This is a genomic window from Polaribacter litoreus (assembly GCF_054584775.1).
The window spans coordinates 46592-58869 of the sequence record NZ_JBTLRD010000008.1 but is presented as its reverse complement, the minus strand read 5'-3'; the positions used below and the strand labels follow the sequence as shown (position 1 = coordinate 58869).

General features: G+C 30.7%; 12 protein-coding genes. 7 read left to right on the top strand and 5 right to left on the bottom strand.

Annotated elements, in window-relative coordinates:
* Window positions 1-3 precede the first annotated feature (3 nt).
* Window positions 4-240 carry a hypothetical protein gene (locus ACW9UN_RS08665; RefSeq protein WP_459485829.1) on the top strand — a complete coding sequence of 79 codons (237 nt, stop codon included), beginning with the start codon at window positions 4-6 and terminating at the stop codon, window positions 238-240.
* A gap of 48 nt (window positions 241-288) precedes the next feature.
* Window positions 289-474 (top strand): CsbD family protein, encoded by a 186-nt coding sequence (locus ACW9UN_RS08660; RefSeq protein ID WP_459485827.1) that lies wholly within the window; start codon window positions 289-291, stop codon window positions 472-474.
* A gap of 154 nt (window positions 475-628) precedes the next feature.
* Here the strand turns inward: ACW9UN_RS08660 and ACW9UN_RS08655 are convergent, their stop codons facing one another.
* Window positions 629-1867, bottom strand: a complete 1239-nt coding sequence (locus tag ACW9UN_RS08655; RefSeq protein WP_459485825.1) for a cation:proton antiporter — start codon at window positions 1865-1867, stop codon at window positions 629-631.
* A 250-nt stretch (window positions 1868-2117) separates the two neighbouring features.
* Between ACW9UN_RS08655 and ACW9UN_RS08650 the strand changes: the two genes are divergently transcribed.
* Window positions 2118-3569, top strand: coding sequence for an L-lactate permease (locus ACW9UN_RS08650; RefSeq protein WP_459485823.1), 1452 nt, complete (start codon window positions 2118-2120; stop codon window positions 3567-3569).
* Window positions 3570-3634: 65 nt separating this feature from the next.
* Here the strand turns inward: ACW9UN_RS08650 and glyA are convergent, their stop codons facing one another.
* Window positions 3635-4909 (bottom strand): serine hydroxymethyltransferase, encoded by a 1275-nt coding sequence (glyA, locus tag ACW9UN_RS08645; protein ID WP_459485821.1) that lies wholly within the window; start codon window positions 4907-4909, stop codon window positions 3635-3637.
* Between the two features lie 197 nt (window positions 4910-5106).
* Between glyA and fahA the strand changes: the two genes are divergently transcribed.
* Window positions 5107-6384 carry a fumarylacetoacetase gene (gene fahA / locus ACW9UN_RS08640; RefSeq protein ID WP_459485819.1) on the top strand — a complete coding sequence of 426 codons (1278 nt, stop codon included), beginning with the start codon at window positions 5107-5109 and terminating at the stop codon, window positions 6382-6384.
* Window positions 6385-6463: 79 nt separating this feature from the next.
* On the opposite strand, the gene capB is transcribed toward fahA, so the two are convergent.
* The 3 genes from capB to ACW9UN_RS08625 form a co-directional block, all read right to left on the bottom strand.
* Complete coding sequence (gene capB / locus ACW9UN_RS08635; protein WP_459485980.1) at window positions 6464-7708, bottom strand: cysteate-C-fatty acyltransferase; 1245 nt, start codon at window positions 7706-7708, stop codon at window positions 6464-6466.
* Between the two features lie 85 nt (window positions 7709-7793).
* The gene (capA, locus tag ACW9UN_RS08630) at window positions 7794-8789 is read right to left on the bottom strand and encodes a cysteate synthase (RefSeq protein WP_459485817.1); all 996 of its coding nucleotides are present in this window, start codon (window positions 8787-8789) and stop codon (window positions 7794-7796) included.
* Between the two features lie 170 nt (window positions 8790-8959).
* Window positions 8960-11056, bottom strand: a complete 2097-nt coding sequence (locus ACW9UN_RS08625; protein ID WP_459485978.1) for a S9 family peptidase — start codon at window positions 11054-11056, stop codon at window positions 8960-8962.
* 138 nt (window positions 11057-11194) lie between these two features.
* Between ACW9UN_RS08625 and ACW9UN_RS08620 the strand changes: the two genes are divergently transcribed.
* The 3 genes from ACW9UN_RS08620 to ACW9UN_RS08610 are packed head-to-tail and all read left to right on the top strand — an operon-like array spanning window position 11195 to window position 12164.
* The gene (locus tag ACW9UN_RS08620) at window positions 11195-11518 is read left to right on the top strand and encodes a YbaB/EbfC family nucleoid-associated protein (RefSeq protein ID WP_459485814.1); all 324 of its coding nucleotides are present in this window, start codon (window positions 11195-11197) and stop codon (window positions 11516-11518) included.
* Window positions 11519-11522: 4 nt separating this feature from the next.
* Window positions 11523-11822, top strand: coding sequence for a DUF2752 domain-containing protein (locus ACW9UN_RS08615; protein WP_459485812.1), 300 nt, complete (start codon window positions 11523-11525; stop codon window positions 11820-11822).
* Between the two features lie 9 nt (window positions 11823-11831).
* The gene (locus ACW9UN_RS08610; RefSeq protein ID WP_459485810.1) at window positions 11832-12164 is read left to right on the top strand and encodes a CCC motif membrane protein; all 333 of its coding nucleotides are present in this window, start codon (window positions 11832-11834) and stop codon (window positions 12162-12164) included.
* Window positions 12165-12278 lie beyond the last annotated feature (114 nt).

Sequence of the window (12278 nt, the reverse complement as noted above, 5' to 3'; positions counted from 1 at the left end):
ATAATGGATAAAAAAAATAAACAAAAAAGTGCTGAGAATGTAACGAAAGGAAATGCTGAAGATAAACACGAAGATAAGCTTCATCCTTTAAAAGGAACCGTTAAAGATGATGATTATAAAGATCAAGATGCATCCAAAAATAGATTAGAGGGCACTGATAAAGACAAACTAGAAAAGCAGACACATTCTGCTACAAGCAATTCAAATAAAAAGGTTGCTGACAAAATTCAAAACGAATAAATTTTGATTTTGAAGAACAATAAGTATTAACATTTAAAATTTACAATTATGAATAATGACACAAATGAAGGAAAGTGGAAACAAATTAAAGGAGAATTTCAAGAAAAATATGGTGAAATTACCAATAATGAAACTTTAGAAGCTGAAGGTGAAAAAGAAAAACTGATTGGAGAAATCCAAGAAAAATATGGAAAGACCAAAGATGAAATCGCCGAAGAAATTAAAAGTTGGTAATTTTTAGTATCTAGACTAAAAGAAAGTTGTCTAAAAAGTATTAAACCTTGTTATTTATATTGTAACCTGAAAATCTTACGAATTGGTAATAAAAAAAACAGATTTTTAGACTTCTAATAATAATATGTTGATCTGCTTTTCAGGCAACTTTTTTTTATATTTTAAACTTATTTACCAATTTACCTACTGTTAAGCCTTGTGCAATAATTGAAAAAACAACTACAATATAAGTAATCACTAAAAACAATTCGCGATGCATTTCAGACGATAAACCAAGTGCTAGTGCAATTGAAATGCCTCCTCGTAAACCTCCCCAAGTCATAATCAAGTTGGTTTTGGGTACAAATTCTAATTTTTTTTCAAATATATTAATTGGCAAAAATAAAGATATATACCTACAAAGTAATACAATAGGGATAGCAATTAAACCTATAAGAATGTATTTACCATCTAAAATCAAGACTAGCATTTCCATACCAATTAAAACAAATAGAATTGCATTTAAAAGAATGTCTAAAAGTTCCCAAAATTTATCAACGTATTTTTCTGTAATCTTAGACATAGATGAAGATCGAACAGTATCATTACCTACTATTAAACCCGCTGTTACCATGGCTAAAGGAGCAGAAACATGTAATTTGTGTGCAATTACTGTACCCATCATAACCGCTGCTAAAGTTATAATAACCTCAATATCATAATCATCAATAGCTTTCATCAATTTATAACAGATATATCCTAAAATTCCACCTAGAGCAACTCCTCCAATAACCTCTTGACCAAACAATTTAAATACATTAAATGTTGTTTCATCATCAATACCAGATTGTGCAATTTGAAAAATTGTTAAAAAGACTACCACTCCTACTCCATCATTAAATAAAGATTCGCCAACAATTTTAGTTTCTAATTTTTTAGGTACTCCTGCTTTTTTTAAAATACCTAATACAGCAATAGGATCTGTAGGCGAAATTAATGCGCCAAATAGTAAACAGTAAATAAAATCTACAGATAAATTAAACAATTGCAAAAGACCAAAAATAGCACCACCTACTAAAAAAGTAGAAGTTAACACACCTAAAGTAGAAAATAAGAGTATTGGCCAACGTTGAATTTTTAACTGCTCAAAATTGGTATGCAAAGCACCTGCAAACAAAAGAAAACTAAGCATTTCATCTAACAAAACAGTTTTAAAATCTATTTTAGAAATGATTGATTTCTCTAAATTCAATAATGTAGGATCAATATAACTCAACAAAAATACACCTAATGTAAATAGTATAGTAATTACCATTAACCCGATGGTATTTGGTAATTTTAAAAAACGGACATTGATAAAGCCAAAAATTGCCGAAAGAAAAATTAATACTGTAGCTATAAAGTATGCGTCCATATTGTTTTTTTTCAAATTTATAAAAAAGAAATGCTAATAGTGCAAGGCCTTACATAAATTTTAACAATGAGTATAATTTTTAATAAAAGTAATTTTTAAATTAAAATTTTTCATTCGATGTTAAATTAATTGATAAATATCATAATCGCTAAATATTAGTAATACTACTTTTGGGCTTTGTAAACAGCGTATAAAGATAATTCCCATTTTTTTAAATACACTGAATGCACTTTTTTAAACCATTAATTTTATGAGCACTCTTTATTCAGTTCTATCGCTAACACCTATATTGGTGCTACTTTTAATTAGTTTATTAAAAGGTGTAAAAGCAGGTATTTATTCTGGTTTTATGATTACAACCATTTTATTTTTTATTTGGGATAGTAAATTAGTTGCTTTTCCTGCTGCTTTAATAACTGCTTTTATAAATACAATTTCAATTTTAATGATTGTTTTTGGTGCGTTGCTCCTACATTCTAATATGGAAGAAGTTGGTTTTATTGAACAGATAAAAAGTTCTCTAAAAAAAGCACATCATAATACGAGCTTTCAATTTTATTTTTTGGCTTTCTTTTTAACTGCTTTTTTTGAGAGTGTAGCTGGCTTTGGTACTCCAGGAGCTATTGTTCCTCTTTTATTAATTTCTTTAGGTTTCTCACCTATTTTATCTATTGTTGTGGTATTGTTAATAGATGGTTTATTTGCTATTACTGGCGCCATTGGTACACCAGTTATTGCTGGTTTTCAAGGTTCTTTAGAATTAGGAGCATTTCAAGTTAAATTAATTTACGTATATGCCTCCTGTTTTATGCTTGTTTCTGGTGCTATATTGTTGTATTTTATTCAACGTTTTGTAGTCAAAGAACATCCAGAGATTTCTGCATATAGTTGGAAATTGTATTTTAGTGTTGCCCTACCTTTTGTTGTTTTATCATTTTTTCTTCAAGAACTTACAGGAGTTATATCAGCAACTATAATGGGGGCTTTTTCGTATTTTTTCTTTTTTACTAACAAAAAATTAGATTGGAAACCATGGATACCTTATGGAGTACTCGTTATATTACTATTGATACCCAAAATAGTAACTGCTATTGAGCCCTTAATCTCTTTTAAATTATCGTTTGATAATATGTTTAATTCTGATGTAAGTGCATCATTTCAACCTTTTAGATCTCCACTTTTCCCTTTTGCTATTGCTTCGCTTTGTGCAGCTCTTTTGGGTAAAAACCATAAAATGAAGTTAAAACCAGTACTAAACAAAACGTTAAGTATTTTTTTAATTTTGTTTCCATCATTAGGCATTACGCAATTAATGTTATCTAGTGGTACAGAAATGCCTTCTATGATAGAAACTATGTCTATATTATTTTCAAAAACAGGCAATGCTTACCCATTAATTAGTCCTTTTATTGGTGTAATGGGTACTTTTATAACAGGTAGTACTACTGTTTCTAATATTATTTTTGGGTCTGTGCAATACAATTCAGCAGAAAATTTAAACTTCTCTACAGAATTAATTTTAGCTATGCAATTAAATGGCGCTTCTTTAGGCAATGCTATTTGCTTGTTTAATATTATTTCTGCAGCCGCAGTTGCTGGAGTAGATAAATACACAAAAATATTAAATAAGAATATTGGACCTATTTTATTAACTACCTTTATAACCTCGTTAATAGGTTTTATAATTTTATCTATAATTTAAAAATTGCAAAAAAAAAACACCACTTGAAACAAAAGTGGTGTTATTATTTAAAAAGAAAAAAGAACTTACATCACAAACAATCTGCGAGATCTCATCATCTCTGAGACACGTTCTCCAATTTCGTGTAAAGCTTCATCATTATCTGCATTTTGAATTGCTTCATCAATAAAATCAACAACCGCTTTCATATCTTCAGTTTTTAAACCTCTTGTAGTAATTGCAGGAGTACCTACACGAATTCCTGAAGTAACAAACGGACTTTTATCATCGAATGGAACCATATTTTTATTAACAGTAATATCTGCTTTACCCAATGCAATTTCAGCATCCTTACCAGAAATATTTTTGTTACGTAAGTCAATTAACATACAGTGGTTGTCAGTTCCTCCAGATATTAAATTATATCCTTTTGCTACAAATTCTTTTGCCATTGCAGCAGCATTTTCTTTTACTTGAATTTGATATTCTAAAAACTCATCTGTTAATGCCTCACCAAAAGCAATTGCTTTTGCAGCAATAACATGCTCTAAAGGACCTCCTTGATTTCCTGGAAAAACAGCAGAATTTAATAAGGTGGACATCATTTTGGGTTTTCCACTTTTTAACGTTTCTCCAAACGGGTTTTCAAAATCTTTACCAATCATAATCATTCCTCCTCTTGGCCCACGTAATGTTTTGTGAGTAGTAGTAGTAACAATGTGACAATGCGGAATTGGGTCATTCAAAATTCCTTTAGCTATCATTCCTGAAGGATGAGAAATATCAGCCATTAAAATAGCTCCAACAGAATCTGCTATGACTCTAAAGCGCTCAAAATCGATATCTCTAGAATAAGCAGAAGCACCAGCTATAATTAACTGCGGCTTTTCTTTGGTTGCAATTTCTTGAATTTTATCATAATTTAAAACACCCGTTTCTTTTTCAACTCCATAAAAAACAGGATTGTATAATTTTCCTGAAAAATTTACAGGAGAACCATGTGTTAGATGTCCTCCATGAGATAAATCAAAACCTAAAATTTTATCTCCAGGTTTTAAACACGCTGCAAAAACAGCCGTATTTGCCTGAGAACCAGAATGTGGTTGAACATTTACATATTCTGCACCAAACAATTCTTTAGCTCTGTCTATGGCAATTTGTTCTACAATATCAACAATTTCGCAACCCCCATAATACCTTTTTCCAGGGTATCCTTCTGCATATTTATTGGTTAATACAGAGCCTTGTGCCAGCATTACTTGATCACTTACAAAGTTTTCTGAAGCGATTAACTCTAAACCATTTAATTGTCTTTCTTTTTCCTCCTGAATAAGGTCAAAAATTTGATTATCTATTTGCATTATTGCTATTATTAGTTTAAAAGCCAAAAATAATTAAAATCGAGTACTTAAAGAAAGTATTTTGTTGATGTTTTCAACATTTTATTAATAATGAATTTGAATAGATTAAAGTAATCTTAAAATTGAATTTTTCATAGAAAATTTATTTTTTTTTGATAAAAAATTATGTAGGTTTGAGAAAAATAAAAATCTTTATAATGATCATAACAGCAAATAATCCTAAAAGAAAATCTTGGTTAAAAGTTAAAGAGAATTCCGATTTTCCTATTCAAAATATCCCCTTTGGCGTTTTTATAACAAGAGATGATATTATTACCATAGGAAGCAGAATTGGCGACTATGCTATTGATCTAGGTGCTTTTCATCAATTAGGTTATTTTGATGGTATACCACTAACAGACGACATGTTTTTACAAGACAATTTAAATGATTTTATTGCAGACGGTCGTAAAACATGGCGTTTGGTACGTAACAGAATTGCAGAAGTTTTTGATGTAACTAATGGCTCTTTAAGAGATAATGCCAACCATAAAGATAAAATTATCTTTAGAATGGATGAAGTTGAAATGTTATTGCCTGTTGCTATAGGTGATTATACAGACTTTTACGCAAGCAAAGAACACGCAACCAATGTAGGTTCTTTATTTAGAGATCCAGAAAATGCACTATTACCAAATTGGTTACACATACCAATTGGTTATCATGGGCGTAGTTCATCTATAATTCCATCAGGAACACCAATTAGAAGACCTTATGGACAAACAAAGCCTGCTGAAGGAAGTACAACCCCTGGTTTTGGTCCTTCTAAATTATTAGATTTTGAATTAGAAATGGCGTTTATTACAACTGATGCCAATGTTTTAGGTGATAGAATACCTATTGACGAAACTGAAGAATATATTTTTGGTTTGGTACAATTTAATGATTGGTCTGCACGAGATATACAAGCTTGGGAATATGCACCTCTTGGACCATTTTTAGGGAAGAGTTTTGCTTCTACCATTTCTCCTTGGATTGTTACTTTAGATGCTTTAGAACCTTTTAGAGTAGATAATCCTGAGCAAGTTTATGAGCCTTTACCGTATTTAAAACAAGAAGGAAAAGGTAGTTACGATATTAATTTACAAGTTGCAATTCAGCCAGAAAACGGCGATGAAACTGTTGTTGCCAATTCTAACTTTAAGTATATGTATTGGACCATGGCGCAACAATTGGCACATCATACCGTAAATGGTTGCCCTGTTGAAGCTGGTGATATGATGGGCTCTGGAACCATTTCTGGCCCTACTAAAGACAGTTATGGTTCTATGCTAGAATTAACATGGAAAGGTCAAAATCCTGTAAAATTAAAAGACGGCACAACCCGTAAATTTATAGAAGACAATGATACTGTAATTATGCGTGCTCATTGTAAAAATGATAAAGTACGTATTGGTTTTGGTGAATGTGTTGGTAAAGTTTTACCCGCAAAATAATTTATGAATATCAAGTAAAAAATCATCATAAAAAAACCGAGCATTTTGTGCTCGGTTTTTTTATGATGATTTAAATACATTAAGCAATACTCGCAGCTATATTTTTATATGTTCCGTTTTCTAATTTTTCTCTAATTGCAGTAAAGGCAGTAATGGTTTCATCTATATCTTCTTGTGTATGTGTTGCTGTTGGTATTAATCTTAAAATAATTAATCCTTTAGGAATTACTGGATACACCACAATTGAACAAAAAATTCCATGGTTTTCTCGTAAGTCATTTACCATAGCCATTGCTTCAGGGATATCACCTTTTAAAAACACAGGTGTTATACAAGTTTGCGTAGTTCCCAGATCAAAACCTGCATTGCGCAAGCCAGATTGTAAAGCATTGGTGTTTTTCCACAACTTTTCTTTTAATTCTGGCATGGTACGAATCATTTCTAAACGTTTTAAAGAACCTTTAACCATTGCCATTGGTAAAGATTTTGCAAACATTTGAGAACGTAAATTGTATTGTAAAAATTGAATTACGTCTTTATCTCCTGCCAAGAAAGCTCCTATTCCTGCCATTGATTTTGCAAAAGTTGCAAAATACACATCAATATCATCTTGTACACCTTGCTCAAAACCAGTTCCTCTACCTCCTTCTCCTAATGTACCAAATCCGTGAGCATCATCTACTAAAAGCCTGAAATTATATTCTTTTTTAAATGCAACAATTTCTTTTAAACGTCCTTGTTCTCCACGCATTCCAAAAACACCTTCAGAAATTACTAAAATTCCTCCGCCTGTTTTTTCTGCCATTCTTTTAGCACGTTTGATGTTTTTCTCAAAACTCTCCATATCATTATGCTTGTATACAAAACGTTTACCAGCGTGTAAACGAACACCATCTATAATACATGCATGTGTATCGATATCGTATACAATTACATCATTTTTGGTTACTAAAGCATCTATGGCAGACATAATACCTTGATAGCCAAAATTTAATAAATACGCTTTTTCTTTGTTTACAAATTCAGCACATTCACGTTCTAATTGTTCATGCAAAGGTGTGTGGCCAGACATCATTCTAGCACCCATTGGGTAAGCCATTCCATGTTCTAAAGCAGCTTCTCCGTCTACTTTTAAAACTTCTGGATGATTTGCCAAACCTAAATAATCGTTGATACTCCAAGTAACTACTTTTTTACCATTAAACGACATTCTATTTGAAATTGGCCCTTCTAATTTAGGAAAAACATAGTATCCTTCTGCCTTATCTGCCCATTTTCCTAAAGGTCCTTTATCTGCAATTATTCTATCAAATAAATCATTCACCATAATCGTTTTTTTTGATTTTGTTTCGAAGTGCAAATTAACCGCTTTTTTTGCAGTTTATCAAATTGTTAAGTAGTTTTAGTTTTTAAAGAAAGCCTTGCTTTTTCATCCAGGCATCGTTATAAATTTTATTCATATATCTAGAACCATGATCAGGAAAAATTAGCACTACACAACTATCTTTATTAAAATAATGTTGTTTTTCGTATTGTCTTGTGGCTTGCAATACAGCACCACAGGTATATCCACAAAAAATCCCTTCTTTTTTTACAATTTCTCTTGATGCAAAAGCAGCGTCTTTATCGCTTACTTTTTCGTAAATATCAATTACATCAAAATCAGTAGCAGTTGGAATTAAATTTTTTCCTAGACCTTCAATTTTATACGGAGATACCTCATTTAAATCTAACTCACCAGTTTCATGATACTTTTTCAATACAGAACCAATTGCATCTACTCCTAAAACTTTTATTTTTGGATTTTGCTCTTTCAAGTATTTTCCAGTTCCAGAAATTGTACCTCCAGTACCACTTGCAACTACTATATGTGTTACTTTACCTTGGGTTTGTTCCCAAATTTCTGGTCCTGTGGTTCTATAGTGCGCCTCTGTATTTAACTCATTAAAATACTGATTTATATACACCGAGTTTGAGGTTTCTTTATGAATTCTTTTGGCAACTTCGTAATATGATCTAGGATCATCTGCAGAAACATTTGCAGGACAAACATGTACTTCTGCCCCCATTGTTTTTAATAAATCGATTTTATCTTGTGACGATTTGTCTGATACTGCTAAAATACATTTGTAGCCTTTTACCAAACCAATCATTGCCAAACTATAGCCTGTATTGCCTGAAGTAGTTTCTACAATTGTTGCGCCTTTTTTAAGGATCCCTTTTTTTTCGGCATTTTCTACAATATGAAGTGCAATTCTGTCTTTCTGAGACAAACCAGGATTAAATGCCTCTAATTTAGCATAGTACTTACCTTTTAATTTCTTGGTTACCCTTTGAAGTTTCACCAATGGTGTTTCTCCAACCAAATCTAAAATAGTATTGTTTATCCCTTGATTTCTTGTCATTCTAAAATTCTAAAAAGTAAAACATCTTTAAGGTTTTAAATGATGAAGATATCTTTTGATACTCGATTGCTTCAAAAAGCTTAAAATGACGTCTATTTTTTAATTTTTAATCAGTTGCAAAAGTACGTAACCTATTTGAATTACAAAATTGATTTTACATGAATTAAATACTACTTTAATTTATTTTCTAGTGCTAGAAAGAAAGCGTAATCTTTTGCCGTTTCTTTTAAAGCTTCAAATCTACCTGAAGCACCTCCATGACCAGCTTCCATATTAGTGTGCAATAACAAAACGTTGTCGTCTGTTTTTAGTTCTCTTAATTTTGCTACCCATTTTGCAGGTTCCCAATATTGTACTTGGCTATCATGATAACCTGTGGTTACCAGCATATTGGGGTAATCTTTGGCTTCTACTTGATCGTAAGGAGAATACGATTTTATGTAATCATAAAATTCCTTTTCATTCGGGTTTCCCCATTCATCATATTCCCCAGTTGTTAACGGAATGCTATCATCTAACATGGTAGAAATTACATCAACAAAAGGTACAGCTGCTATAATTCCATTATACAATTCAGGGTTCATGTTTACAATAGCGCCCATTAATAAACCACCTGCAGAACCGCCCATTGCATATAAATGCTTGGCTGATGTATATTTTTTGTCAATTAAAAATTTAGAACAATCTATAAAATCGTAAAAAGTATTTTTCTTGTTTAACATTTTACCTTCTTCGTACCAAGAGCGTCCTAAATATTCACTTCCTCTAATATGTGCTAACGCATACACAAAACCTCTGTCTAATAAACTTAAACGTGTTGTAGAAAAACTATCAGGAATGGTATAACCATAAGAACCATAAGCATATTGTAAAAGTGGGGTATTTTCATTTAGCTTGGTATCTTTATGATAAACCAATGAAATGGCTACTTTTTTTCCATCTCTAGCTGTTACCCAAACTCTTTCGCTTTTGTAATTCTCTTTGTTAAATTTTCCGCCTAAAACTTCTTGTTCTTTCTTAACATCTTTGGTTTTATCTGCCATATTAAAATCGATTACTGAGCTAGGAGTTGTAAACGAATTATAAGAATAACGGATTATATCTGTATCAAATTCTGGATTACCATACACATTTGCAGAATAGGTTTCTTCATCAAAAGGCAAATAATAATCTTCGGTTTCATCCCAACGTTTTATTCTTATTTTATTTAAACCATTGGTACGTTCTTCAAGAACCAAATAATCTTTAAAAATTGAAAAATCTTCTAATAAAGTATCTTTTCTATGAGGAATTACATCTACCCAATTTTCTTTTGATGTTTTAGCAACCGAAGTTTTCATCAATTTAAAATTGGTAGCATTGTCTTTATTCGTTAATAAGTAAAAATGATCTTTGTAATGCGCTACATTATACTCTAAATCTTTTTCTCTTTTCTGTAACATTGTAAACTCTCCTGTAGGATTGTCTGCATCCAGATATTGAGCTTCAGTAGATAGTGTACTATAAGAGCCAATGATAATATATTTTTTTGATTTTGATTTGGTTACATAAGTACCAAAAGTTTCGTCTTTTTCGTGATATACTTCAACATCTTCTGAGGTTGGTGTACCTAAAACATGCCTGTATATTTTAGAACTTCGTAGTGTAGTTGGATCTTTTTTGGTGTAAAAAATAGTTTTATTATCATTTGCCCAAACAGATCCTCCTGTTGTATTATCAATAATATCCTTATAAATTTCTCCTGTTTCTAAGTTTTTAATCCGTAAAAAATACTGTCTTCTACTTACAGTATCTGTAGCAAAAACGGCCAACTTATTGTTTGGCGAAATATTTAAGCCTCCTAATTTAAAATAATCAAATCCTTTGGCTAATTTATTTACATCAAATATAATTTCTTCTTCAGTCTCTAAAGTTTCTTTTTTTCGACTGTAGATTGGGTACTGATTTCCAATTTCAAAACGAGTTATATAGTAATAACCATTACTTTTATAGGGTACAGAGGCATCGTCTTCTTTAATTCTACCTTTCATTTCGTTGAATAACTCTTCTTGAAATTCTAGGGTAAAACCTGTTACTTTGTTATAATATTCATTTTCTGATTCTAAATAATCAACTACTTTTTGAGTTTGCTCATCTTTAATTGGTGCTAATTTTTGATCGTCAGACAAACGCATCCAAAAATAATTATCTATTCTAACATCATTATGTTTTTCTAATTTTGTTATAATTTTATCTGCAATTGGTGGTTTTGCATCACTACTTTTCATCATAAGAATATCATTTTACAAGCGGATGCAAAAATAGCATATAATATTTATTCAAAACTGAATATTTACAACGTTTTTGCTCAGTTAATTTTATTTTGAAATTTGTAAATTTGTATCTAAAATTAAAACAAGTACACTATGTTTGGAGACTTATCTGGAATGATGGACAAATTGAAAAAGGCACAAGAAGAAGTAGAAAAAACAAAACTAAGATTAAACACTGTTTTGGTAGATGAAGCTTCTTCTGATGGTAAAATAAAAGTAACGCTAACTGCCAACAGACAAATTAAAAATATAGCAATTGACGAAAGTTTACTCAATGATGCTGAAGAGTTAGAAGATTATTTAATCATCACCTTAAATAAAGCTTTAGAAAAAGCCTCTAACATTAATGAAGTTGAAATGGCCAATGCTGCCAAAAGTGGAATGCCAAACATTCCAGGAATGAATCCTTTTAAATAAAAAAATGGGATTTGAAATTGAAGATTTTATGATACCCTGTTTAAACAAGTATCTTTTTGGGTTAGAATGCCCAGGTTGTGGTATTCAAAGAGCATTAGTACTTGTTTGTAAAGGGAATTTTATAGAAGCTTATAATTTATATCCAGCCATATATTCGCTATTACTTTTATTCATTTTTTTTCTGTTAAATTTAAAATTCAAATTTGCAAAAGGAAAAAAAATTATTATTAATTTAGCTTTTGTTAATGTAGCTATAGTAATTGTTAGTTATGTAATTAAAATGAAACCAATATTTATTAATTAAAAATTAAAAATGGAAAGAAAAAATTTACCCAATGCAACAGTTTCTTTAGTTTTAGGAATCTTATCAATTTTAACTTGTTTATGTTATGGTGTTCTTGGCTTGCCTTTAGGTATTGTTGCCTTTTTTTTAGGAAACAAAGCATTAAAAATAAATGCTACAGACCCAGATAACTTTAAAGGAGCTGGTAGCGCAAAGGCTGGTAAAATAACAGGTATTATTGGTATAATTTTAAATCTCGTGTTTTTATTGGCCATTGTTTGGCTAATTAATAAAATTGGATGGGATGCTTTTCAAGATCAAGAAGTAATGCAAGAACGAGTAAATGAATTATTTGGAGTTTAATCACTTAGACGATAAATTATACAAATCCAATCTGAATAAGGTTGGATTTTTTTTTGAGTTACATTTAACATCAAATAAACAAAAATGGTTTTTTAAATAAAGTAACTTTGTAAC

Bases quoted from the DNA above. Each gene is read 5' to 3' on its own strand.
- ACW9UN_RS08665 (WP_459485829.1), top strand. From the start codon at position 4: ATGGATAAAAAAAATAAACAAAAAAGTGCTGAGAATGTAACGAAAGGA.
- ACW9UN_RS08620 (WP_459485814.1), top strand. From the start codon at position 11,195: ATGTTTGGAGACTTATCTGGAATGATGGACAAATTGAAAAAGGCACAA.
- ACW9UN_RS08660 (WP_459485827.1), top strand. From the start codon at position 289: ATGAATAATGACACAAATGAAGGAAAGTGGAAACAAATTAAAGGAGAA.
- ACW9UN_RS08610 (WP_459485810.1), top strand. From the start codon at position 11,832: ATGGAAAGAAAAAATTTACCCAATGCAACAGTTTCTTTAGTTTTAGGA.
- ACW9UN_RS08650 (WP_459485823.1), top strand. From the start codon at position 2,118: ATGAGCACTCTTTATTCAGTTCTATCGCTAACACCTATATTGGTGCTA.
- ACW9UN_RS08655 (WP_459485825.1), bottom strand. From the start codon at position 1,867: ATGGACGCATACTTTATAGCTACAGTATTAATTTTTCTTTCGGCAATT.
- fahA (WP_459485819.1), top strand. From the start codon at position 5,107: ATGATCATAACAGCAAATAATCCTAAAAGAAAATCTTGGTTAAAAGTT.
- glyA (WP_459485821.1), bottom strand. From the start codon at position 4,909: ATGCAAATAGATAATCAAATTTTTGACCTTATTCAGGAGGAAAAAGAA.
- ACW9UN_RS08625 (WP_459485978.1), bottom strand. From the start codon at position 11,056: ATGAAAAGTAGTGATGCAAAACCACCAATTGCAGATAAAATTATAACA.
- capA (WP_459485817.1), bottom strand. From the start codon at position 8,789: ATGACAAGAAATCAAGGGATAAACAATACTATTTTAGATTTGGTTGGA.
- ACW9UN_RS08615 (WP_459485812.1), top strand. From the start codon at position 11,523: ATGGGATTTGAAATTGAAGATTTTATGATACCCTGTTTAAACAAGTAT.